The following is a 22,885-nucleotide window of genomic DNA, read 5'->3' on the forward strand; positions in this document are numbered from 1 at the left end:
TGCCGAAGATCGACCGGTGTCAATCGGGGCGGTCAGACGCGGTGGGGGCCGGGCCTGACGAGGAGCCAGAGGAGGTAGGGGGCGCCGACGACACCGGTGACGACGCCGGCGGGCAGGAGGACGCCCGGAATGGTGAACTGGGCGACGAGGTCGGAGGCGAGCAGGAGGGCGGCGCCGATGAGGGCGGAGGGCAGCAGCGCGAGGGAGCCCGTTCCGGTGACGCGGCGGGCGATCGGGGCGCTGACCAGGGCCACGAACGGCAGGGGCCCGACGACGGCGACGGCGACCGCCGCCAGGGCCGCGGCGAGGCCGAGCAGGAGCGTGCGGGTGCGGTCGACCTTCACGCCGAGGGCGGCCGCGGGATCGTCGCCGAGTTCGAGCACCGCCAGGCGGCTGCCGTGGCAGAGCGCGACGGGCAGCAGCACGGCGGCGCAGACCGCCAGGGTCAGCGAGGTGTCCCATCCGGCCCGGCCGAGGCTGCCGTTGATCCAGACCAGGGCGTCCTGGGCGTCGCGGATGTCGCTGCGGGTGAAGACGTAGGACACCACGCAGGTGCACAGGGCGGAGATGCCGATCCCGACGATGACGAGCTGGTGGGCGGCGCGCCGCCAGGACAGCAGGTAGAGGGCGGCGGTCGCGGCGAGGGTCCCGCCGAGCACGGCGCCGGTGAGGGCGAAGCCGCTGAGCCCGAAGACGACGAGGCCGACGACGCCCGCCGCGCTCGCGCTGTTGGTGACGCCGATGACGTCCGGGCTGGCCAGCGGGTTGCGCAGGACCGACTGGAGCAGCGCGCCCGACAGGCCGAGGCACGCCCCGGCGAGGAGCGCGGTGAGCATGCGCGGCATGCGCAGTTCCATGATGACGAACCGGGTCATCGCGTCCGCGCGGCCGATCACCGCGGAGAAGACCTCCGGCGGGCTGACCGACGCCTTGCCGACCGCCAGGCCGAGGACCGCCAGGGCGGCGATCACCAGGGCGAGGACCGCGGTGACCCCCGCCTCGCGCAGCCGCGCCCGGCGGGCCGCCGGGGAGGAGAGTGCGGTCATCGGCGTCCTTTCCCGCGCATCCGGATCAACACCACGAGCAGGGGCGCGCCGACCGCGGCGACCACGACCCCGACCTGGAGCTCTCCCGGACGGACCACGATCCGGCCGAGCACGTCGCAGCCGACGAGCAGCACCGGCCCGGCGAGGGCGGCGTACGGGATGCTCCAGCGGTGGTCGGGTCCGGCGATCCGGGCCGCGAGGTGCGCGACGATGAGTCCCGCGAACGAGATCGGCCCGGCCGCCGCGGTGGCCGAGCCGCACAGCAGCACCACCGACAGCGCGGCGAATCCCCGGACGAGTCCGACCTTCTGGCCGAGGCTGCGGGCCACCTCCTCCCCCATGGCGAGGCCGTTGAGCCCCCGGCTCGCCGCGAACGCGAGCACGAACCCGGCGGCGATGCCGGGCAGCGTCTGCCAGAAGACCGTGAAGTCGCGGGCGGTGAGCGCGCCGACCTGCCAGAAGCGCATCTGGTCGAGGGCGGCCTGGTCGGTGAGGAGGATCGCGGTGACCACCGAGGTGAGCGCCGCGGTGACCGCGGCACCCGCCAGCACCAGCGTGACCGGGGTGGCGCCGCCGCGCCCGGCGGCGCCCGCCACCCCGTACACGGCGACCGTCACCAGGGTCGTCCCGGCGAAGGCGAACCAGAGATAGGCGTTGCCCTGGACGCCGAAGACGCTCAGGGCGACCACGACGGCGAGGGACGCGCCCGCGTTCACCCCGAGGAGGCCCGGGTCGGCCAGCGGGTTGCGGGTCAGGCCCTGCATGACGACCCCTGCGACGGCGAGGCCGAGGCCCACCGTGATGCCGACGAGCGTGCGGGGCAGCCGCTTCTCGACGACGATCAGATGGTGGGGGTTCGCGGGGTCGTAGTGCGTGAGCGCCTGCCACACAGTGCCGAACGGCAGCGCGTTCGCGCCGACGGCGAGGCTGAGCACGCACACCGCGACGAGCGCGGCGGCCAGCGCGAGCAGGCCGGCGGCCAGGGGGCCGATCCGGCGGCGCCGGGGCGCCGCGCCGGTCGGGGCGCCCGGGGCCGCCGGATCCGGCGTGCCCCGGGTGACGGGGAGGACGGGCACGAAGAGCTCTTCCGGTGAACGCGGGCCGTCGACTACTCGGCGGCCTTCTCGGCGGCCTCGGCGAGCTGCGGGACGTACTGGTCGAGCATCCACGGGATGGACAGCACGGTCGGCGCGCTGGTGGCCATGACGAAGGACTCGCCGACGATGGGCGCGAAACGCCCCTCCTTGATGGCGGGCATGGCCGCGATGACCGGGTCGGCGACGAACTTGTCGACGGCCTTCTGGTCGGCGAAGTACATCACCAGCACGTCGGCCTCGATCTTCTCGACGTTCTCGTAGCTCAGCTGGTAGAAGAAGTTGCCCTCCTCCGGTTTGGCGTCGAGCGCGGCGACGCTCGGGCTCAGGGTCATGCCGAGGTCGACGAGCATGCCCACCCGGGGGTCCTTGTCCCGGTAGACGTTGAGCAGATCGGCCTCGTTGGCCGCGGCGTAGAAGAAGTTCCTGCCCTTGACGACCGGGTGCTCATCGGCGAGCGCCTTCACCGAGGAGGTGGTCTTCTCCAGCAGTTCGGCTGCCTCGTCGCTCTTGCCGAGGGCCTTGCCGATGACCTCGATCTGGTCCTGCCAGGGCATCGCCCAGGGCTCGTCCGGGTAGGCGACGACCGGGGCGATCTTGCTGAGCTTGTCGAAGTCCTCCTGGACGATGCCCGAGTAGGGGGCCAGGATGACGTCGGGCTCGGCCTCGACGATCTCCTCGAACGGAACGTCGGTTCCCTCGGTCAGCAGGGCCGGGGTCGTCCCGCCCAGCTCCTTGATCTTGTCGGCGACCCAGGGGAGGACGCCGTCGGCGTTGCCGCCGTAGGTGTACCTGGGCATCGCGACCGGCACCACGCCGAGGGCGAGGGCGGCGTCCTGGCTGGACCACCCCCAGGTGACGACCCGCTCGGGCGCCTCGCTGATGACGGCGTCGCCCAGCTTGCTCGCGATGGTGACGGGGAAGGCGTCGGCGGCGGCCGTGGCCGGGTTCGCCCCGGTCTCCTGCTCGGCCGAGGAACATCCGGTGAGCGCGAGGGCGGTCACCGCGGCCAGGGCGGCCAGCGCGGCCCTGGGCCGCGACCGTGCGACGGCGAGCATGGTGGTTCTCCAAAACATCGGGGGTTAGGCGAGGCTAACCTTACATTGATCTGATTTGTTCTGTCCCATCCGGCCCGTTCGTATCCGGCCATCCGAAACCGGCCTCCCCTGTCCGCCCGGTGACACCCCGCCAAACTCGTGACTGAGTTAGCATTCTGGTCACGAGTTTTCCGACGGCTGGAGGCGACCATGGCCAGAACGCAGCGAGCGGACCTGCGCCGGCGTGCCGACGCGCTCCTGGACGCCGCGGCGACGCTGCTGGTCGGCGCCGGCTTGCGCGAGCTCCGCATCGAGGACGTGGCCAGGCGCGCCGGCGTCGGCAAGGGCACGGTCTACCTGCACTGGAGCAGCCGCGAACACCTGCTGCTGGCGGTCGGCGCCCGTGAGGCGGCCGCGATCCTGGAGACGGTCGTCACCGCGATCCGCGCCGACCCGGCCGAGATCGCCCTGCACCGCTACCTCCGGCGGCACTTCCTGGAGGCCATGCGACGTCCCGTCCTGAAAGCCCTCTTCATCACGGACCATGCAGACTTCAATCCCTTCGCCCGGCAACCGGTCCAGGCCGGGTCCCCGAAGCCCAAGCTCATCGCGGCACACGACCATCTGGCCGCCCTGCACGACCATCGGCTTCTGCGGCCGGGCCAGGAACCGGCCGACATCGACTTCGCCGCGCAGGCGATCGCCTACGGCTTCTTCTCCGCGGCACCGCTCGTGGCCGACGACCCGCGCTTTTCCCTGGAACACCAGGCCGACCGGCTCGCCGAGGTCGTCCGCCGCTCCTTCGAACCGGCCAAGCCCCCCGCACCCGAGCGCTACGCGGCCGCCGCACCGCAGGTCATCGACGCCTTCGAGCGCCTCGGAGACGAATATCGCCGCATCGCCTACGGCACCGCCGACCGGCGTTCCGCAAGCCGATCAGAAAGGCCCGCCCCATGACCGCCAGTGACATCACCGGCCTTCACCACGTCGGCCTCGTCGTCCACGACATGAGCGCCGCGATCGTGACCTTCCGCCGGTTGGGCTTCCACATCGGCCCCCCGGCCTACCCCGCGCTGCCGCCGTCCCCCGGCACGGCACCGGAGCCGATCGGTGCGGGCAACACCCACGCGGACTTCCCTCTCGGCTTCATAGAGCTGCTCGCCTTCGCCCCGTCAAACCGCGAAGACCTTCCCGCCGAGGCCAAGCTCATCCCGTTGCACATTCCAGACGACCGGCTGGATGCGACGAGGCAGGCGATACGCGGTACCGTCGCGGGTCTCGCCGACCGGCTCGACCGGTCGGAAGGAGCCCACATCCTCGTCTTCGCCACCGCCGACGCCGAGAAGACCGCCGCCCGGCTCGCCGCGGCCGGCATCGGCAGCAGCGGGGCTCTCGCCGCCCAACGGCCGATCACCACCGGCGAAGGCACCAGACTCGAAGCGATCAAATACCTCGAGATCAACGGCCACCAGGAGACCGGGGGCGGCATGCCTCCCGAAGGCCGCGTCGGCGCCGCCGAAAACCCCCCGCCCGCGGTACTCGACGCCCAGATCGGCCTCGACCACCCCAACGGGGCGGTCGCCCTGGCCGAATGCCTTCTCTGCGTCGCCGACGGCGAACTCGACCGCACCGCCGAGCGCTACGAACGCCATCTCGGGGTCACCGCCCGGCGCGATGGCTCGTCCCGGCACTTCGACCTCGGTCCCGACCGGCTCACGATCACCACCCCGGCCGGGCTCTCCGCACGGCTGCCGGGCGAGCGAGCGCGCGACCTGCCCGCCTTGAGCGCCTACACCGTCGAAGTCGCCGACCTCACCGCCGCCGAACGGCTCTTGGAGAGCCAGGGCGCCCATCCCCGGTACACCGCCACCGGCGAGGTGTTCGTCCCGGCCGCCGAGGCGCACGGAGCAGCGATCATATTCCGGCAGGCCGCGACGATCGCGTGAGTCGGCGCTCCGGGCACGGTTCGTCAAGGCCGGAACGCATGTGGCCCCTGACCGGCGACCCGCCGTAGCCTTCGGGCCTCGCTGAGGTCCGGTCAGGCGTTCGTGTGTGACAGGTGGTCGGGGAGGTCGGTGAGGCGTTCGATGCGGAGCACCGTCTCGTCCGCCGTCGGTGACGGCCCGCCGGTGACGAAGTCGATGCCGCGGTCCAGCCAGATGCCGGTGAGCCCGGCGAGGGCTGCGGCGTTCACGTCGCTTTCCAGCATGTCGCCCACGTTGACCGCCTGCGCGGGATCCGTCCGCATCCACCGGCAGGCGGCGGTGTAGGCGGCGGGTTTGGCCGTGCCGAGTTCGGTCGGGGTCAGGACGGCCTCGAAGTACTCCAGGAGGCCGAAGCGAGCGAGCTTGGCGCGCTGCTGCCCGGGATCCCCGTTGGTGAGAACGGCGAGACGCGGGGCATCGGGGAGCCGTTTCAGGTTCTCCAGGCAGGGCTGGACATCGGGGTAGCACTGCCAGGACTCCTGGAACGCGGCGAGGTAGCGTTCGGCGATCCAGGCGTCCAGAAGGTCAGGGCCGTCCGGTATCGGCTCGCCGAGCGCGGGCAGGAAGGAGCGGATCCTGCGTCGGTGGTGTTCGGCGAAGGAGCACTGACCGGCCAGGTACTCCCGCATGTGGCGGGCCTCCAGCGTCCACCACAACGCCGCCAGCTCCTCCGGTGGGGCCGTCGCGTTCGGCGCGGCCCGGACGATCTGCCCGATCGTCTCCCAGACCGCGCTTCGGTGATCGACCAGGGTGCCGTCCAGATCGAAGAAGACCACATCCGCCATAAGGTGATGATCTCTCGGCTTTCGTTCCCGATGCCAGCGAATATGGCACTTTGACGACCGGCGCGGCGTTCACCAGCTGATTCCGGCCGCCACCGGCAGGTGGTCGCTGCCGGTGGCGGGCAGCACCCGCGAGCTCTCCGGTTCCACGCCCCGGACCAGGATCTGGTCGATCCGCACCACCGGGAAGGACGCGGGCCAGGTGAAGCCGAAACCGTCACCGGCCGCGGTCTGGACCGAGCGCAACCGTGCGGTGAGACCGGCGAACGCGCGGTCGTCCGTGGTGCCGTTCAGGTCGCCGAGCAGCACCAGCCGCTCGTTGCGGTCGGCGGCGACGGCCTTGCCGAGCGCCTGCGCGCCCCTGTCCCGCGAAGCCGTCCAGAAGCCGGCTCTGAGATTCACCCGGGCGGATCCCAGGTGGGCCACGTAGACCGCCAGCGGGCCCCGGTCCGTGGCCACCGTGGCACGCAGCGCCCGGTTGTAGGTCATCTTGACCTCGACCGGCTTGGCGTCACCCAGCGGCCCGTAGTCCATCTCGGTGTCGACCGGCCGGATGTCCGACAGCGGCAGCCTGCTCCACAACCCGACCGTGCCCTGCACCGTGTGGTGCGGATACGCCTTCGCCAGCTCCTTCTCGTACGTGCCCCGGGCCTGCTCGGTCACCTCCTGCAGGGCCAGCACGTCCGCGCCGGAGGCGGCCAGCACGCGGGCGGTGCCGGCAGGGTCGGGGTTGCCGGCGCCGACGTTGTGGCCTGCCACCGTGAGGTCGCCGCCCGGGTGGGACCTGTCGCCGAGCTGCGCGCCGAAGAGGTTCAGCCACACCATGACCGGCAGCAGCAGCGCGACCACCGCGGAGGCGGAGCGGCGCCACAACGCTCCGGCCAGCAGCACCGGGATGAACAGGCCGAACCACGGCAGGAAGGTCTCCACCAGGCTGCCGAGGTTACCGATCCGGTTCGGGATCTTCGCGTGCAGCAGCATGAACAGGCCCAGCAGCAGCGCCAGCGCGGCTAGCACCGGGCCGCGCTTCCAGGGGCCCGGCCGGGAGACGACGCGGATCACCCGGCGGATGCCTTCTCGGCCGGTCTCCCCCTGCGCCATGGGCCGTCCTCGTTCGCTGTCGGTCTCGCTCGTAGGAAAAGTACCGGTCACCGCCGCATCCCCGGGCCCTGGGCGGGGTACCGGTGATTCCCGCGAGTCGCTATTTGTGCCAATAGGGGGATTCGAGGTCATACCGTCAGTCAAGGCGGCCCGGTGTTGCCGGCGCGTATACGGTTTTCGATACGCCGGCGATATACACCGGCTCGTAGCATCGAGAACATGCGCGTGTTGATCGTCGAGGACGAGCTCTATCTGGCGGAGGCCATCCGCGACGGTCTGCGCCTGGAAGCGATCGCCGCCGACATCGCCGGTGACGGCGACACCGCCCTGGAGCTCCTGGGCGTCAACACCTACGACATCGCCGTCCTCGACCGCGACGTCCCCGGGCCGTCCGGTGACGAGATCGCCGAGCACATCGTCGCCTCCGGCAGCGGCATGCCGATCCTCATGCTCACCGCCGCCGACCGGCTCGACGACAAGGCCACCGGGTTCGAACTCGGCGCCGACGACTACCTCACCAAACCCTTCGAGCTGCGAGAGCTCGCCATGCGGCTCAGGGCGCTCGACCGGCGGCGCGCGCACAGCAGGCCGCCCGTGCGGGAGATCGCAGGCCTGCGGCTGGATCCGTTCCGCCGCGAGGTCTACCGCGACGGCCGCTACGTCGCGCTCACCCGGAAGCAGTTCGCCGTGCTCGAAGTCCTCGTCGCCGCCGAAGGCGGTGTCGTCAGCGCCGAAGAACTGCTGGAACGGGCGTGGGATGAGAACGCCGACCCGTTCACCAACGCCGTGCGCATCACCGTCTCGGCACTGCGCAAACGGCTCGGCGAACCCTGGATCATCGCCACCGTCCCCGGCGTCGGCTACCGCATCGACACCCGGACGAAGACCGGACGCGAGGGAGCCGAGCGTGAATAGGGCGCCCGGGTTGAGCGTCCGCCTCAGACTCACCCTCAGCTATGCCGGATTCCTCATGGTCGCAGGCGCCTTGCTGCTCGCCACCGTGTGGGTCTTCCTCCTGCGCGACTTCAGCGTCGTTTCGAGCCGCCCCGGCGAATTCGTGCCTCTTCGCTCCGTCATTCTGCGCGCCTACGCCCCGGCGACGGCCGCGGTACTGGCATTCCTGCTGGTGTTCGGTCTCCTGGGAGGATGGATTCTCGCCGGTCACATGCTCGACCCGCTGACCCGGATCACCTACGCCACCCGCATGGCCGCGAACGGATCGCTCTCCCACCGCATCCGGCTGCCGGGCCGCGAAGACGAGTTCCGCGAACTCGCCGACGCCTTCGACACGATGCTCGCGCGGCTCGAGGCACACGTCGCCGAACAGCGGAGATTCGCGGCCAATGCCTCTCACGAACTGCGCACCCCGCTGGCGATCTCCAAGGCGCTTCTCGACGTGGCCCGCACCGACCCCGACCAGGACGTCGGCGAGGTCATCGACCGCCTCCACGTCGTCAACGCCCGAGCGATCGGCCTCACCGAGGCGCTGCTCCTGCTCAGCCGCGCGGACCAGCGGTCCTTCACCCGGGAACCCGTCGACCTGTCCCTCCTGGCGGAAGAAGCCACCGAAACGCTCCTCCCCCTCGCGGAAAAGCACGGCGTCACCATCGAGACCTGCGGTGACATCACCCCCACGGCCGGATCGCAAGCACTCCTGCTGCAGTTGACCATGAACCTCGTGCACAACGCGATCATCCATAACCTGCCCGAACAGGGCACCGTGCGGGTGAGCACCGGCGTCCGCCCCGAGACGGTGGTGCTCACCGTCGAGAACACCGGCGAGAGGATCTCCCCGCAACTGGCCTCGACGCTCACCGAGCCGTTCCAGCGCGGCACCGAGCGCGTGCACACCGACCATGCAGGCGTCGGCCTCGGCCTGGCCATCGTCAGAACCATCACGCGCGCACACGACGGAACGCTCACCCTCACCCCGCGCTCCGACGGAGGGCTCCGCGTCACCGTGGAACTACCCGCAATGGCCCCGCACACCGACAGATGAAGTCGATGAGCGGCCATCTCGGATGCCTGTGAGCCAGAACACACTTGAGGTTGACCTGAGGTCAGGGTGAAAGCTCGGCGCAACGGCACAACGCCGACCGGGCACAACAAACCTAAAGGGGCAAACCTCAATGTCCACCACCTTTTCCACTCAGGCCGACTCAGACAATTCCGGCGCCATCACGGCCGAGACGGCCTGCGAGATCCCCACCGCGAACAGCGGGGCTGCACCGTCGGCTACCGTCGGACAGACGCGCCCGGAGCTGCAGAAAGCGCTTGAGGAGATCGTCGATTCGGGTTTCGTCGGGGTGTCTCTGCGCGTGCACGACGAGCACGGCGAGTGGGCCGGCAGTGCCGGGGCGGCCGAGCTGGGCGGGGGTGCGAAGCCGCCGGTCGACGGGCACATCCGGATCGGCAGCAACACCAAGACCTTCACCGCGACCCTGGTGCTGCAACTGGTGGCCGAGGGCAGGATCGAACTGGACACTCCGGCGGCGGACCACCTGCCGGAGTTCGGGCTGGACCGGCGGATCACGGTGCGGATGCTGCTGCAGCACACCAGCGGGCTGTTCAACTTCAGCGGCGAGGTCTACGACGACGGGACGGTCGCGCTGGGGATCCCCATCCCCTACAGCACCACGGGCAGAGAGTGGTTGGACGGCCGGTTCAGGACCTACCGGCCGCAGGAGCTGGTGGAGCTGGCGTTGTCGCGGCCGGCGCGGTTCGAGCCGGGAACGGGCTGGAGCTACTCCAACACCAACTACGTACTGGCCAGGCTGCTGATCGAGAAGGTCACCGGCCGCACGGTCGCCCAGGAGATGCAGCGGCTGATCCTGGGACCGCTGGGCCTGACCGGCACCGTGGTGCCCGACGGTCCCGAGATCCCCGAGCCGCACGCCCACGCCTACTACCGGTACGAGGAGGACGGCGAGCAGAAGACCGTGGACGTCACCCGCCAGAACCCCTCCTGGATCTCCAGCGGCGGCGACATGATCTCCACCACCCGTGACCTCCACACGTTCGTCTCCGCGCTGCTGGGCGGCAGGCTCCTGCCGGCCCCGCTGCTCGCCGAGATGTGCGCCCCGCACCCGACGGGCATCCCGAACATGGACTACGGCCTGGGAGTGTTCGTGGTGAGCACGGACGGCGGCACCCTCATCTCCCACAACGGCGCCTCCGTGGGCCACGCGGCTCTGATGTACGGCACACCCGACGGCGGCAGGACCCTGATCGCCGCGCTGAACTGCGTGGACGACGCGGACCTCTCCGTCGGCGCGGCGTTCCAGAACGCCCAGCAAAGGCTCGTCAACGAGGTGTTCCGCGGTGGACAGGCCGATCCGGACCGGCAGGCGGGCTGAGCACACCCGTATGCCTCTTCCGGTGGCGTATCAGGAAGAATGCGCCCGTGGTCACGCCGAGCCCGCCGGGCCCGGCGTGACCCGTCCATACGCTCGGTCGTGGTGTGAGGCCGCCGGGCTCGAGCACAAGGCAGGCTGAGCGGATGAGGACCGGAGTCACGATCGGGCAGGCGGCGGCGTTCGTCGGCGTCACGGTGAAGACGGTGCGGCACTACCACAAGCTCGGCCTGGTCCAGGAGCCGGAACGCGACGGCTCCGGCTACCGGCGGTACGGGTCGGCCGAACTGCTGCGGCTGGTGCAGGTCCGGACGCTGGCCGCCGCCGGAGTGCCGCTGGCCGGGATCGGGCCGCTGCTCGACGCCGATGCCGCGCTGTTCGCCGCCGCGCTCGCCGACGTCGAGCGGCAGCTCACCGAACGGATCGAGGAGCTGACCGCGCGGCGCGACACGCTGCACCGGCTCGCCGACGGCGACCGGGCCCTGCTGCCCGACCGCGCGGTGGCGCTGCTGGAGCGGATGCCCGGCCTCGGATTCCCCGCGGAGGAGGTGGCGGCCACCAGGGAAAGCTGGGTGCTGGCCAAGGCCCTGGTACCCGAAGGCTTCGACGACTACCTCACCCGGTTCGAGCACGCCATCGAGGACCCCCGGCTCGTCGCCTTGACCAAGCGCGTGGCCGAGGCCGCGTCCTGGGAACCGGACGACCCCCGCATCGCCGAGCTCGCCACCGCCGTGGCCGACCACTACCTCGCCGACCCCGCCCTGCTGAAGACCGTGACCGGCCTGCAGGCCCGCACCGAGGCCGCGACCCGGTACACGCTGGTCGCCCACCACGGTGAGGACGAGAAGCCGGCCGCGGTACGGCTGGCCGCGCTTTTCGAGGCCAGGCTCCGTGCCGCCGGTGTCCGTATCCCGAGACCGGCCTCCCGCTGACGCGCCGCACCTCGTCCTCGCGGGTCATGCGGAACGCCCCGAACACCATGCAGGAGACGGGCGGTCAGGTGAGACAGGTGGCGAGCAGCCGGTGGAGGTTGCCGCCGAGGATCTTGCGGATGTCGGGTTCGGGCAGACCGCGGGCGAGGAGCTCGCCGGTGAGCAGGGGCAGGCCCGAGGGACCGGCCAGGCCGGGGAGGGCGGCCATGACGTCGAAGCCGACGTCCCCGGCCGGGTCCTCGCAGCAGGGCGGGGTGAGGTCGGTGAAGACCTCGTGGACGAAGTCCGGGCCGAGGCCGACGTGGTCGACGCCCGCGACGGACACGACGTGCTCGATGTGCTCGGCCAGCCGGGCGAGGGTGTAGCCGGACGGGTCGTCGGCCAGGAAGCCGGGCAGGAAGTTCACGCAGACCATGCCGCCGGTCGCCGCGACGCCCCGGATCTGGTCGTCGGTCAGGTTGCGGTGGTGGTCGCGCAGGGCGCGGGCGCTGGAATGGGTGGCGATCACCGGCCGGGACGCGAGCTCGAGCGCGTGCTCCACCCCGCTCGCACCCAGATGCGAGATGTCCAGCAGGATGCCGAGCCGCTCCATCTCGGCCACGGCCTCGACGCCCGCGGCGGTCAGGCGGCTGCCGGCGGCGTCCTCGCCGCTGCCGTCGGCGAGCGGGGTGCGTCCCCAGTGCGCCATCGAGGCGACCCGGACGCCGAGCCGGTGCACGGTCGCCAGGAGCTCGATGTTCGCGTCCAGTCCGGGCATGCTCTCCAACGCCAGGACCAGCGCTGTCCTCCCCTCGGCCAGCGCCGCGTCGATCTGCGGCCCGTCGAGGCAGAGCCGGACGTCCTCGGCGTTCCCCTCGGCGATCACATGCGCGCACTCGATCATCCGGAGCGTCTCGCGCAGCGCCCCCTCGGGCCTGAACCGGTCGTCGATGAACACCGGGAGCACCTGGAGATCGACCCCGCCCTCGCGGAGCTGCGGCAGCCACCGCTCCCCGAAGAAGGACGCCCACCGCGCGGGCGGGCGGGCCACCACCGCCATCAACAGGTCGTTGTGCGCGTCGGCCACCACGGCACTCTCATGCAAATCAGCAGACATGACCCCATTGTCACCATCGACCGATCATGGGTTCTCGGTCTTCCAGGTGGTTCCGATGCGTTCTCCGAGGGCGGTCAGGAGGGCTTCGGTCCGGGTGAAGGAGTCTTCCGGGGTTTCGGCCGTCTCGAGCAGGGAGTAGGAGTGGAGCAGGTCGAGGGAGGTCAGGTCGGGGTCTTCCAGGGCGATGTCCCCGGCGACGAGGACGACGGGGACTTCTGCCTTGCGGGCCAGGGCCATGGCGCTGTACGGGGCCTTGCCGCGCAGGGACTGGGCGTCGAACCGGCCTTCGCCCACCACGCACAGAGAAGCGGCCCGCAGGAGGCGGGGGACGTCCAGTTCGGTCAGCATGAAGGTGGAGCCCGCCTCCCATCGGGCTTCCAGGGCTGTCAGGGCGGCGAAGCCCGTGCCGCCGGCGGCGCCTGCCCCGGGGCTGGAGGTGTGGTCCCGGCCGATGCGGAGGGTCATCAGGCGGGAGAAGTGCTCGAGACCGTCTTCCAGTTGTTCGACCTGGGTGGGGTCGGCTCCTTTCTGGGGGGCGAAGACCTGGGCGGCGCCGTTCCTGCCCAGCAGAGGGTTGTCGACGTCGCTGGCCAGGACGAACTCGGTGGGGGCCAGACGTCGGTCGAGGCCGGACAGGTCCAGGGTGACGGCGTCGCGCAGGTGGCCGCCGCCGAGGGGGATCTGCGTGCCGGAGGCGTCGTGGAGTCGCGCGCCCAGGGCCGTGAGCATTCCCGCGCCGCCGTCGGTGGTGGCGCTGCCGCCGACGGCCAGGATGATCTGGGTGCAGCCGAGGTCCAGGGCCGTGCGGATGAGCTGGCCCGTGCCATAGGTGGTGGCGGTCAGGGGGGATCTTATGCGGAGCAGGTCGAGGCCTGAGGCCTGGGCGAGTTCGACGACGGCCCTGGTGCCGCGGACGGCCAGCGCCGCGGAGACCTCCATGCCTTCGACGGGGCCCATCACGGTGGTCCGTACGAGGGAGTAGCCGGCGGCGGCCAGCGCTTCGACGGTCCCCTCGCCTCCGTCTGCCAGGGGGCGTTCGATGACCGGGATGCCGGGCACGGCGGCGCGGATTCCCGCGGCGAGCCATGAGCAGGCCTGGGCGGCCGTCGCCGAGCCGCGGAACTTGTCGAGGCAGACCACGACGGGCAGAGGGGAAGCGGCGTTGGACATCAGATCACGTGCTCGATCCAGCGGCGGCGCAGCGTGTCCAGGGTCCGGGTGCCGTCGGCGGCCCAGACGTCGGCGTTGAAGATCTCGATCTCGATGTCGCCGGTGTGACCGGCGGCGTCGGTGAGGGCGACGAAGCCCCGCAGGTCGATGTGGCCGTCGCCGAGCATGCCGCGCGACAGCAGCGCGTCGGGCGGCAGGGGGGTGATCCAGTCGGCGAGCTGGACGCTCGCGATCCGCTCGCCCGCGCGGGCGATCTGCACGGCCAGCTGGGGGTCCCACCAGGTGTGGAAGGAGTCGGCGACCACGCCGACCGCCTCGACGGGAAACCGCTCGGCCAGGTCGAGTGCCTCGCCGAGCGTGGACAGCACGCCCCGGTCGGCGGTGTAGATCGGGTGCATCGGCTCCAGCGCCAGGCGCACGTTCCGTTCGAGTGCGTACGGGACGAGCACACCGATGGCCTCGGCCACGCGCGCGCGGGCCGCGGGCAGGTCGCGGGAGCCGGGCGGGAGGCCGCCGACGACCAGGACCAGGCAGTCGGTGCCGAGCTCGGCGGCCTCGTCGATCGCGCGTCGGTTGTCGTCCAGGGCATGCTGCCAGGCGCCGGGGTCGGGTGAGGTGAGAAAGCCGCCGCGGCACAACGAGGAGACACGCAGCCCGGCGTCGGCGACTAGCTCGGCGCTGGCCTTCACCCCGTATTCCTGGACGGGTTCGCGCCACAGGCCTATCGCCTGCACGCCCGCGGCCACGCATCCGGCGACCGCGTCTCTGACACTCCACCGGTCGATCGTCTTCTGGTTCAGCGAGAACCGGCGCAGCCGCGCGTCGCCCGGCTCCGGCGTGGGAACGGTCGCCGGACGGCCGGACGGGACGTCGAGTTCGGGCGGGGCGGGGTTCACGGTGGCGGTCATCGGGCCAGTCCTGCGGTCTCGAGCAGCGAACGCATGCGGGTCGCGGCGAGGTCGGGGTCGGGCAGCAGGCCCGCGGAGTCGGCGAGCCTGAACGTTCGGGCCAGGTGCAGGATGCTGCGGCCCGACTGCAGGCCGCCGACCATGACGAAGGCGGGCTGCAGGCCGGCGATCCACGCCAGGAACGCGATGCCGGTCTTGTAGTAGGGGGTGGGGGCGGCGAAGACGTGCCGGGACAGCGGCACGGTCGGGGCGAGCAGGGCGTCGTAGCGGGAAAGGTCGCCCTGGTCGAGTGCCTGCAGGGCGCGGGCCGCGACGGGGGCGATGCCCGCGAAGATTCCCAGCAGGGCATCGGAGTGGCCGAGTTCGTCGCCTCGGATCAGCTCGGGGTAGTTGAAGTCGTCACCGGTGTACAGGCGGACGCCTTCGGGCAGGGAGCGCCGCAGCGCGATCTCGTGCCCGGCGTCCAGCAGGGACACCTTGACGCCGTCGACCCTGCCGGAGTTCTCCTTGATCAGGTCCAGGAACGTCGCGGTCGCGGCGCCGATGTCGGTGGAGCCCCAGTAGCCGCGCAGAGCCGGGTCGAACGCCTCCCCGAGCCAGTGCAGGATCACCTTGCCGCCGCACTGGCCGATCACCCGCCGGTAGACGTCGAGGTAGTCGTCGGCTCCCTGGGCGGTGGCGGCCAGCGCGCGGCTGGCCATGAGGATCACACCGGCTCCGGCGTCCTCGGCGACGGCGAGCTGCTCCAGGTAGGCCTCGGCGATCCGGTCGAGGCTCTGCGGGCCGGACGGCAGGTGGTCGGTGCCGACGCCGACCGCGACCGTGCCGCCGCAGGCGCGGGCCTCGGCGGCGCTGCGGCGGATCAGTTCGGCGGTCGCCGCCCAGTCCAGGCCCATGCCGCGCTGGGCGGTGTCCATCGCGTCGGCGACGCCGAGACCCTGCCGCCACAGGTGGCGGCGGAAGTCCAGGGTGGTGTCCCAGTCGACCACGGCCGGAGCGCCGGGCGTGTTGTCACCGAGCGGGTCGGCCACGACGTGCGCGGCGGCGTACACGACGCGGGACTTCGGCGGGGACGGCGGAGGCGTCCAGTCGGCGGGGGCGCCGAGGGTGTGGACCGAGCCGCCGTTCTCGTCGGGCAGCCAGAGCGCCGTCACAGCGCCACCTCCGGGATCTGCACGCGGCGGCCCTCTTCGGACGACAGCAGGCCGAGTTCGGCGAGCCGGATGCCGCGGACCCCGGACATGAAGTCGTACGGGTGCGGGGCGCCGTCGGTGACGTGCCGGACGAACTGCTCCCACTGCGTCTTGAAGCCGTTGTCGAGGTCGGCGTTGTCGGGCACCTCGAGCCACTGGTCGCGGAACGGCTCGGTGACCGGCAGGTCGGGGTTCCACACCGGCATGGGGGTGTTCGCCCGGTGCTGGACCTTGCAGTTGCGCAGGCCCGCGACCGCGCTGCCCTCGGTGCCGTCGACCTGGAACTCCACCAGCTCGTCCCGGTTGACGCGCACCGCCCAGGAGGAGTTGATCTGGGCGATGATGCCGCCTTCCAGCTCGAAGATGCCGTAGGCGGCGTCGTCGGCGGTCGCGGCGTAGGCGTCGCCCCGCTCGTCGACGCGGGTGGGGATGTGCGTGACGACCTTGGCCGTCACCGCCTGGACGTTGCCGAAGAGGTTCTCCAGCACGTAGTTCCAGTGGCAGAACATGTCGACGGTGATGCCGCCGCCGTCTTCCTTGCGGTAGTTCCAGCTGGGGCGCTGCGCTTTCTGCCAGTCGCCTTCGAAGACCCAGTAGCCGAACTCGCCGCGCACCGACAGGACACGTCCGAAGAAACCGGAGTCCAGCAGCCGCTTCAGCTTCACCAGGCCCGGCAGGTAGAGCTTGTCGTGCACCACTCCGTTGCGGACGCCGGCCTGCGCGGCGGCCCGCGCCAGCCGCAGCGCGCCCTCCACCGACTCGGCGGTCGGCTTCTCGGTGTAGACGTCCCAGCCCGCGGCGATCGCGGCGAGGATCGCCTTCTCGCGGGTCTGGGTGATCTGGGCGTCGAAGTAGATGCCGGTGCCGTCCGCCAGGGCGGAGTCCAGGTCGGTGGTGTAGCGGGTGAGACCGTGGCGGTCGGCGATCTCCTTCAGCTTCGCCTCGTTGCGCCCGACCAGGATCGGCTCCGGCATCACGCGGGATCCGTCGGACAGCAGCACACCGCCCTGCTCGCGGATAGCCAGCACCGACCGCACCAGGTGCTGGCGGTAGCCCATCCGGCCCGTCACACCGTTCATGATCACATTGATCGTCCGCATGGACTCTCCTTTGGAAATCGATTTCCAAAGAGGCTAGAGACGGACCGGCGGCCGCGTCAAGACGTCCGACCGCCGCGAAACGCGGAGAGGGCCCTCAGGAAGCGGGCGGAGCGGTGCTCTCGCGCAGCACGACCTCGCCGGGCACGGTGAGCAGCGTCGGCGGCCGGTCCGCCTGGTTGGCCAGCGCGAGCTCCAGGACCCGCTCGCCCATGTACTCCAGCGGCAGCCGCACCGTGGTCAGCGAGGGCACCTGGTCGCGGACGGCCGGGATGTCGTCGAACCCGGCGACCGACACCCGTTCCGGCACCGGTATGCCGCGCTCGCGCAGCGCCGTCAGCGCCCCGATCGCCATCACGTCGTTGACCGCGAAGACGCAGGTGGGGAGCCTGCCCTCCGCCACCAGGCGCGAGGCCGCGGCGTGGCCGCCGTCCCGGGTGAAGTCGGAGTGCACGACGTCGGCGGTCAGGCCCGCCGCCTTCAGCGGTTCGAGGAATCCCGCCACGCGCTCGTTCGCGGTGACGAGCGCGCGCTGCCCGCCCAGCACGGCGAAGCTCCGGTGGCCGAGCCGCACCATCTCCTCGGCCAGGAGCCTCGCCCCGCCCCGGTTGTCGGGAAGCACCGCGTCCGTGCCCAGGCTGTCCTGCCCGATGACCGCGATCCGCCCGCCGGCCGCGTGCACCCGCCCGACCTCCGCGGCCAGGCTCTCGTTGAGCTTCTTCGAGGCCACCCGGCTCCCGGCCAGCACGATCGCCCGCACCCGCTGCCCGCGCAGCGCGCCGACGAACTCGATCTCCCGCTCCGGATCCCGGAACGTGCTGCCCAGGAACACCAGCAGCCCGCGCTCCCCCGCCAACCGCATCACGCCCGAGGCGATCGCGGCGAAGTAAGGGTCGGCGACGTCGTGCACGACCAGCCCCACCAGGTCCGAAGCCGACCGCGACAACGCACGGGCGTGCGGGTTGGGCGCGTACCCCAGCTCCTTGGCGGCCGCCTCGACCCGCAGCCGCAGCTCCTCCCGGACCCGCCGCCCGCTCTCGTCGTTCAGCACCCGCGACGCCGTCGCCGCCGACACCCCCGCCAGCGCCGCCACGTCCTGCAACCGCACGACCCGCTCCTCGGCCACGGCCCCGCCTCTCCCGTCCCGCCGCCAGGCTCCCCGCGAGGCGCCCGTTGACGGACGCCGGGCCTGCATCCTATGCTGCGGAAATCGATTTCCAAAATGCTCGGAAAACCCGCACGAAGCACCCCGTCGGCGGGGCTGCCCGCAGGGGTGTGGACTGGGCCAGCCCCGCTCGCGTTGGTCGTCGCCTACTGTGACCGAGGGGCTGTGGCGGTCGAGCCCCACTCCCACAGCGCCTGCAGGACCGGTGCGAGGGCACTGCCGCGTTCGGTGAGGGCGTAGCGCACTCTTGGTGGCCAGCCCGGCTTGCGGTGCCGGTCGAGGGCGCCGGCCTCGACCAGTTGGGTCAGCCGGTCGGTGAGGACCTTGTCCGAGAGTGCGGGTAGGGCCTGTGCGAGCTGGCTGAAGCTGCGCGGGCCATGCAGCAGTTCGAGGATGACCAGGGCGGTCCACCGTCCGCGTATCGCGGCGAGGGTGATCTCTACTGGGCACGACGGGGAGGGCTCGACCACCGGGCCCGGGCAGCTGTGCAGGAACTCGGTCGCTGTGTAGCTGACCGTTTGGTGAGCCACGGAGGGCCTCCTTAGGGTTGTCGGCACATCCCAGCGTGCCAGGGCCGGGAGCCGGCCCGGACATCGGTTCGGCATGTCCGTACCACCGGCCAGGCGACCATCCGAGCGGAGGAGCGACGTGGTGCAACCCATGGAGAAGATAGCGATCGCGGAAGTGGTGACTCGGCTCTTTCATGCGCTGGACGCGCATGATTGGGAAACGATCGGCGCACTGGCGACGGATTCCGTTGATCTTGATTACCCGTCGAAACAGGGTGGTCCGGAACTGGTGTCTGCAGACGATTTCGTGTCGGGCCTGCAGAGTTTCCTTCCTGGTTTCGATGCCACGCAGCACCTGCTGGGTCCGGTCGTCGTCGAACCGGGCCAGGAACCCGAGGCGACGGCGCGGTTCGACGCCCGTGTCACGCACCTGATCACCGAAGCCGCCGATGCCCCTATCTGGGTGATCGGCTGCCACTACACCCTCGGCCTCGCACGGCGAGACGGCGGGTGGAAACTGTGTTCCTCCCGTGTCCGGGTGCTGTACGAGGAGGGCAACCGCGACCTGGAAGCCGCAGCGCGTCAACGGGCGCAGCCATCGTCGCTCTGATGTTGCGGGGCGGGAGGTTGATGCCATTGCCCCGCCCGAGAGATGGATATATGCGAATCGCATACACTTCCAGGCATGGAATCCAACCTTGAAGAAGCGATCAACGAGTGGCACGCGAGCGTCAATACCGGCGACCTGCAGCGATCTGCACAGGCGGTCGGTGATCCGGTCGTCGTACTCGGCCCGAAGGGGGCGGGTCCGATCACACCTGCGCAGTTCGCGGAGTGGGTGCAGCGCTCGAGGATCAAGCTGATCCCTCGTTCCTGGCACCCGGTCAGCGAGCGACTGATGGTGGTCGAGCAGGACGCCACCTGGCCCGAGAGCACGGAGGCCGCGCGGGTGGCGACGGTCTTCCGTGCTTCCGCCGGGAAGATCACGGCTGCGCTGAGGCTGCCGGACCTCAAGGCCGCTCTCGAGCTGGCCTACATCTGCCGTGAGATGGCGGCAACCGAATGACGGATCGGGGCCCGGGACAGGTCCTGTTCCACTTCGTGCGGCACTGGTCACGCCGACCTGCCGCAGCAGACACGGGAGGTGAGCAGGGGCGACTCGTGCTGGTCTGCGAGGCGGTCCATGCGCTCGACCTGCGCGCGACCCCTGCAACGGTGAACTCGATCGCGCACGAGATCGGGATCGACCAGAGCGGTGCTTCACGACTGATCAAGAGCGCCGCAGCAGCCGGCTACCTGGTCATGGCGGCGTCCCCGGCCGATGGTCGACGACGTGAAGCATCACTCACCCCGGCGGGCCGGTCGATGCTGGACCAGGCGCATCACTGGCAGGAGGACATCTTCGCTGAGCTGACCACAGGCTGGAGCGACAAGAAGCGCCGCGACTTCCAGCAGGCGATGACCGACCTGATGGAGCGCTCCTATGCGATGGACGCATGTGCCACGCCAACGCCCCGCTGAGCATCGCGTCGGCTCGTCGAGCGCTGCAAGACGCGCCCCATCGCGCACGTGGCCGCAGAGATGGGCATCTCCCGGCTCTTCTACACCGAGCCCCTGGCCGACGAGAAGGGAGCCACCGCCGCGGTGTTCCTGGCCCGAGCCAAGGTCTGGATGGTCCGCCACTTGGTGCTCCGGGCATATCTGCACCCGGCGGCGCCCGCACCTCTTGCAGGGGCGTGTCACGAAAGCGAAGGAACTCCTTCATGCGCGGAGCAACGATCCACGCCCCCGGCGATATCCGGTTGGAGACGCTGGACGACCCGAAGATCCTTCACCCCACCGACGCGGTCATCCGCACCGCGGTGGCCAGGCCGACCGTCCAACGCCCAGGGCACGCTCGTGGCCACCGATGGCGTGTCTGGGGAGGAGCTCTGGCCGAGGCTGCCGGCACCGCCCAGGCCATGCAGCAGGCTCTGCACTCGGTGCGGCCGAGCGGCAACGTCGGCTTCATCGGTGTCCCCCACGACGCGGCGGTCGGCGGGCAGGAGCTGTTCTTCTCCCGCGTCGGCCTGCGCGGCGGTCCCGTACCCGTACGCCGATATCTGCCCGGCCGGATCGACCCGGGCAAGGTCTTCGACCTCACTCTTCCCCTGGAGCCGGTCGCCGAGGGCTACCGGGCGATGGACGAGCGTCGCGCCACCAAGACCTTCTCGAAGCCTTGATCCGGGTGCCTGACCGGCCCGCGCCCGGGCCCCACCGGCTCACCTTGCGCCGCTCACCGACCACTCACCGACCACTCACCGACCACTCACCGACAGGGAGAACGACCATGCAGATCACGCGCAGCTCGATCGACACCGCCAAAGGCCCCGCGGATTGGTTCACCGGGGACGTCTACATCGATGCCGTCGCCGCGGCGCCCGCCCCGTCCCGGGTCACCGCCGGCCTGGTGCACTTCATGCCCGGGGCGCGCACCCACTGGCACCGCCACCCGCTGGGCCAGACCGTCTTCGTCACCGAAGGGATCGGCCTGTGCCAGCGCCGGAGCGGGCCGGTCGAGGTCATCCGGCCCGGCGACCGCGTGCTGTTCGAGCCCGACGAGGAGCACTGGCACGGCGCCGCTCCGAACCGGCTGATGGTCCACCTGGCCATCAACGAGAGCGACGCCGACCATGACGTCGTGCACTGGCTGGCCCCCGTCACCGACGCCGAGTACGCCGCCGCCCCGGCCACCGGATGACCCGCTCTGCGGGCACGGCGCCGAGCCGCCGACACGATGGAGGGAACGCCCGTCGGTCTCCGCCGACCTGCTGATCCTCGGCCACATCGACGCTGAGCGCGTCACTTTTCAGACCGCCCCCTGACACCGGGCACACCAGACGGGAGAAGAACCGGCATGAGTGTGACCTACGATTTCCGCGGCAAGACCGCGTTCGTCACCGGCGCCTCCTCCGGCATGGGCCTTGCCACCGCCCGCGCCTTCGCCGCCTCCGGCGCCGCCGTCGGCCTCGCCGACATCGACGCAGGCGCCGTCGAAGCCGCCGCACAGGAACTCACCGACGCCGGGCATCAGGCCCTCGCCCTGGTCTGCGACGTCACCGACGAGGACCAGGTCGCCGCCGCCGTCGACCGCACCGTGCAAGCCTTCGGACGACTCGATGCGGCCTTCAACAACGCCGGCATCATGCCCCCGCCCACCGACGCCGCCGACGAGAACGCCGACCAGTTCGACCGCGTCCAGGCCGTCAACCTGCGCGGCATCTGGGCGAGCATGAAACACCAGCTGCGCCACATGCGCGCCCAGGGCAGCGGAGCCATCGTCAACTGCTCCTCCCTCGGCGGACTGGTCGGCAACCCCGGCCGCGCCGCCTACCACGCCTCCAAACACGGCGTCATCGGCCTGACCAAGAGCGCCGCCCTCGAATACGGCCCGCGCGGCATCCGCATCAACGCCATCTGCCCCGGCACCATCCACACCCCCATGGTCGACACCATGATCGCAGCCGGAGAACTCGACCGCGGCCAGGCCGAGAAAGGCCAGGCCATCGACCGGCTCGGTACACCCGAGGAGATCGCCCAAGCCGTGCTGTGGCTGTGCAGCCCCGGCGCCGGCTACGTCACCGGCATCGCCCTGCCCGTCGACGGCGGCTACACCGCCCAATGACCTGGCCTGGCGAGTTGGGTGCGTCGAAGACCTCCAGCAGCATCCCGGAGATGAGGTCGCGAAACCCGCCCGTGGGGGGCGGCTCGACCCCGGCGACGAACACGTCTCCGCCTGAGGCTGACTTGGCCAGGTTGTAGATGATCGCGGCCAGAGTGGTGTCGTCCGGAAATCAGCAGGTTTCCGGGTGTCGAGAATGCGGCACCGGCTCCGTCCCAGGTACACCAGTGGCCACGAAGGGCCGCGCGACAAAGAACGAAGGAGAACCACCATGGCGATTCAGCGGATGGACAACGTCGGCATCGTCGTCGACGACATGGAGGCCGCCATCGCCTTCTTCACCGAACTCGGCATGGAGCTGGAGGGTGAAGCGCAGGTCGAGGGCCCCTGGGCGGACCGCACCGTCGGACTCGACGGCGTCCGCTGCGACATCGCGATGCTGCGGACGCCGGACGGCCACAGCCGACTGGAGCTGGCGAAGTACCGGGCCCCCGCGGCGATCGACGCCGGGCAGCAAGACCGGTCGCACAACACGCTGGGCATGCATCGCGTCATGTTCGCCGTCGACGACATCGAGGACACCGTCGCCCGCCTCCGCTCTCACGGCGCCGAACTCGTCGGCGGCGTGGCCCGGTACGAGGACAGCTACCTGCTCTGCTACGTCCGCGGCCCCGAGGGCATCTTCGTCGGTCTGGCCCAGCAGCTCGGCTGACGCGACATTCCAGAGCCGGGTAGCCGCTCGCTTCGCGGGCTCTG

24 protein-coding genes and 1 pseudogene are annotated in these 22,885 nt (G+C 70.9%); 13 read left to right on the plus strand and 12 right to left on the minus strand.

All coding sequences use genetic code 11. The features are described from left to right. Window positions 1-32: 32 nt before the first annotated feature. Genes C2865_RS26770 through C2865_RS26780 form a run of 3 tightly spaced genes read right to left on the minus strand, consistent with a single transcriptional unit; the run spans window position 33 to window position 3,198 of the window. Window positions 33-1,046, minus strand: coding sequence for a FecCD family ABC transporter permease (locus C2865_RS26770; RefSeq protein ID WP_106401366.1), 1,014 nt, complete (start codon window positions 1,044-1,046; stop codon window positions 33-35). Continuing rightward, window positions 1,043-2,122: a FecCD family ABC transporter permease gene (locus C2865_RS26775; protein ID WP_106401367.1), complete on the minus strand. Its 1,080-nt coding sequence runs from the start codon at window positions 2,120-2,122 to the stop codon at window positions 1,043-1,045. Before C2865_RS26775 ends, C2865_RS26770 begins: the two co-directional genes overlap by 4 nt. A gap of 32 nt (window positions 2,123-2,154) precedes the next feature. Continuing rightward, on the minus strand, window positions 2,155-3,198 hold the full coding sequence (locus C2865_RS26780) for an iron-siderophore ABC transporter substrate-binding protein (RefSeq protein WP_106401368.1): 1,044 nt from the start codon (window positions 3,196-3,198) through the stop codon (window positions 2,155-2,157). A 189-nt stretch (window positions 3,199-3,387) separates the two neighbouring features. On the opposite strand from C2865_RS26780, the gene C2865_RS26785 reads away from it, so the two are divergent. Together C2865_RS26785 and C2865_RS26790 are read left to right on the plus strand one after the other, a co-directional pair. Beyond that, window positions 3,388-4,134, plus strand: a complete 747-nt coding sequence (locus C2865_RS26785; protein WP_106401369.1) for a TetR/AcrR family transcriptional regulator — start codon at window positions 3,388-3,390, stop codon at window positions 4,132-4,134. Continuing rightward, complete coding sequence (locus C2865_RS26790) at window positions 4,131-5,123, plus strand: VOC family protein (RefSeq protein WP_106401370.1); 993 nt, start codon at window positions 4,131-4,133, stop codon at window positions 5,121-5,123. Before C2865_RS26785 ends, C2865_RS26790 begins: the two co-directional genes overlap by 4 nt. Window positions 5,124-5,215: 92 nt before the next feature. Here the strand turns inward: C2865_RS26790 and C2865_RS26795 are convergent, their stop codons facing one another. Together C2865_RS26795 and C2865_RS26800 are read right to left on the minus strand one after the other, a co-directional pair. Further along, the gene (locus C2865_RS26795; RefSeq protein ID WP_106401371.1) at window positions 5,216-5,947 is read right to left on the minus strand and encodes an HAD family hydrolase; all 732 of its coding nucleotides are present in this window, start codon (window positions 5,945-5,947) and stop codon (window positions 5,216-5,218) included. 69 nt (window positions 5,948-6,016) lie between these two features. Next, window positions 6,017-7,045 carry an endonuclease/exonuclease/phosphatase family protein gene (locus C2865_RS26800; protein ID WP_106401372.1) on the minus strand — a complete coding sequence of 343 codons (1,029 nt, stop codon included), beginning with the start codon at window positions 7,043-7,045 and terminating at the stop codon, window positions 6,017-6,019. A gap of 219 nt (window positions 7,046-7,264) precedes the next feature. Here C2865_RS26800 and C2865_RS26805 point away from each other — a divergent pair, with 219 nt between their 5' ends. The 4 genes from C2865_RS26805 (at window position 7,265) to C2865_RS26820 (ending at window position 11,330) form a co-directional block, all read left to right on the plus strand. Beyond that, window positions 7,265-7,960 (plus strand): response regulator transcription factor, encoded by a 696-nt coding sequence (locus tag C2865_RS26805; protein WP_106401373.1) that lies wholly within the window; start codon window positions 7,265-7,267, stop codon window positions 7,958-7,960. After that, window positions 7,953-9,044 (plus strand): sensor histidine kinase, encoded by a 1,092-nt coding sequence (locus C2865_RS26810; RefSeq protein WP_106401374.1) that lies wholly within the window; start codon window positions 7,953-7,955, stop codon window positions 9,042-9,044. The genes C2865_RS26805 and C2865_RS26810 overlap by 8 nt, the downstream gene beginning before the upstream one ends. A gap of 262 nt (window positions 9,045-9,306) precedes the next feature. After that, the gene (locus C2865_RS26815) at window positions 9,307-10,401 is read left to right on the plus strand and encodes a serine hydrolase domain-containing protein (protein ID WP_269802751.1); all 1,095 of its coding nucleotides are present in this window, start codon (window positions 9,307-9,309) and stop codon (window positions 10,399-10,401) included. A gap of 143 nt (window positions 10,402-10,544) precedes the next feature. Then, complete coding sequence (locus C2865_RS26820; RefSeq protein ID WP_106401376.1) at window positions 10,545-11,330, plus strand: MerR family transcriptional regulator; 786 nt, start codon at window positions 10,545-10,547, stop codon at window positions 11,328-11,330. A gap of 64 nt (window positions 11,331-11,394) precedes the next feature. On the opposite strand, the gene C2865_RS26825 is transcribed toward C2865_RS26820, so the two are convergent. The 7 genes from C2865_RS26825 to C2865_RS26855 form a co-directional block, all read right to left on the minus strand. Then, window positions 11,395-12,426: a dipeptidase gene (locus C2865_RS26825; protein WP_106401377.1), complete on the minus strand. Its 1,032-nt coding sequence runs from the start codon at window positions 12,424-12,426 to the stop codon at window positions 11,395-11,397. 24 nt (window positions 12,427-12,450) lie between these two features. After that, a complete protein-coding gene (locus tag C2865_RS26830; protein WP_106401378.1) occupies window positions 12,451-13,596 on the minus strand; it encodes a glycerate kinase in 1,146 nt (381 codons plus the stop codon). After that, entirely contained in the window at window positions 13,596-14,504 is a 909-nt protein-coding gene (locus C2865_RS26835) for a sugar phosphate isomerase/epimerase family protein (RefSeq protein WP_106401379.1), read from the minus strand. Before C2865_RS26835 ends, C2865_RS26830 begins: the two co-directional genes overlap by 1 nt. After that, the gene (locus C2865_RS26840; RefSeq protein WP_106401380.1) at window positions 14,501-15,658 is read right to left on the minus strand and encodes a dihydrodipicolinate synthase family protein; all 1,158 of its coding nucleotides are present in this window, start codon (window positions 15,656-15,658) and stop codon (window positions 14,501-14,503) included. Before C2865_RS26840 ends, C2865_RS26835 begins: the two co-directional genes overlap by 4 nt. After that, window positions 15,655-16,797, minus strand: a complete 1,143-nt coding sequence (locus C2865_RS26845; protein WP_106401381.1) for a Gfo/Idh/MocA family protein — start codon at window positions 16,795-16,797, stop codon at window positions 15,655-15,657. The genes C2865_RS26840 and C2865_RS26845 overlap by 4 nt, the downstream gene beginning before the upstream one ends. Before the next feature lie 94 nt (window positions 16,798-16,891). Continuing rightward, window positions 16,892-17,902, minus strand: a complete 1,011-nt coding sequence (locus tag C2865_RS26850; RefSeq protein WP_232835828.1) for a LacI family DNA-binding transcriptional regulator — start codon at window positions 17,900-17,902, stop codon at window positions 16,892-16,894. Between the two features lie 203 nt (window positions 17,903-18,105). Continuing rightward, entirely contained in the window at window positions 18,106-18,489 is a 384-nt protein-coding gene (locus C2865_RS26855; protein ID WP_232835829.1) for a winged helix-turn-helix transcriptional regulator, read from the minus strand. A 130-nt stretch (window positions 18,490-18,619) separates the two neighbouring features. Here C2865_RS26855 and C2865_RS26860 point away from each other — a divergent pair, with 130 nt between their 5' ends. The 7 genes and pseudogenes from C2865_RS26860 (at window position 18,620) to C2865_RS26895 (ending at window position 22,841) form a co-directional block, all read left to right on the plus strand. After that, window positions 18,620-19,078, plus strand: a complete 459-nt coding sequence (locus tag C2865_RS26860; protein WP_157963923.1) for a nuclear transport factor 2 family protein — start codon at window positions 18,620-18,622, stop codon at window positions 19,076-19,078. Between the two features lie 75 nt (window positions 19,079-19,153). Beyond that, window positions 19,154-19,534: a hypothetical protein gene (locus tag C2865_RS26865; RefSeq protein WP_106401385.1), complete on the plus strand. Its 381-nt coding sequence runs from the start codon at window positions 19,154-19,156 to the stop codon at window positions 19,532-19,534. Between the two features lie 95 nt (window positions 19,535-19,629). Beyond that, a complete protein-coding gene (locus tag C2865_RS26870; RefSeq protein ID WP_232835830.1) occupies window positions 19,630-19,989 on the plus strand; it encodes a MarR family winged helix-turn-helix transcriptional regulator in 360 nt (119 codons plus the stop codon). Between the two features lie 416 nt (window positions 19,990-20,405). Next, window positions 20,406-20,690, plus strand: a pseudogene (locus C2865_RS41760) (IMP dehydrogenase); the annotation flags it as partial. A gap of 107 nt (window positions 20,691-20,797) precedes the next feature. Next, the gene (locus C2865_RS26885; protein WP_106401388.1) at window positions 20,798-21,208 is read left to right on the plus strand and encodes a (R)-mandelonitrile lyase; all 411 of its coding nucleotides are present in this window, start codon (window positions 20,798-20,800) and stop codon (window positions 21,206-21,208) included. 156 nt (window positions 21,209-21,364) lie between these two features. Next, window positions 21,365-22,132 carry an SDR family NAD(P)-dependent oxidoreductase gene (locus C2865_RS26890; RefSeq protein ID WP_106401389.1) on the plus strand — a complete coding sequence of 256 codons (768 nt, stop codon included), beginning with the start codon at window positions 21,365-21,367 and terminating at the stop codon, window positions 22,130-22,132. Window positions 22,133-22,415: 283 nt separating this feature from the next. Next, window positions 22,416-22,841 carry a VOC family protein gene (locus C2865_RS26895; protein ID WP_198653690.1) on the plus strand — a complete coding sequence of 142 codons (426 nt, stop codon included), beginning with the start codon at window positions 22,416-22,418 and terminating at the stop codon, window positions 22,839-22,841. Window positions 22,842-22,885 lie beyond the last annotated feature (44 nt).

Source organism: Actinocorallia populi, from assembly GCF_002995495.1.
Lineage (GTDB): Bacteria > Actinomycetota > Actinomycetes > Streptosporangiales > Streptosporangiaceae > Actinocorallia > Actinocorallia populi.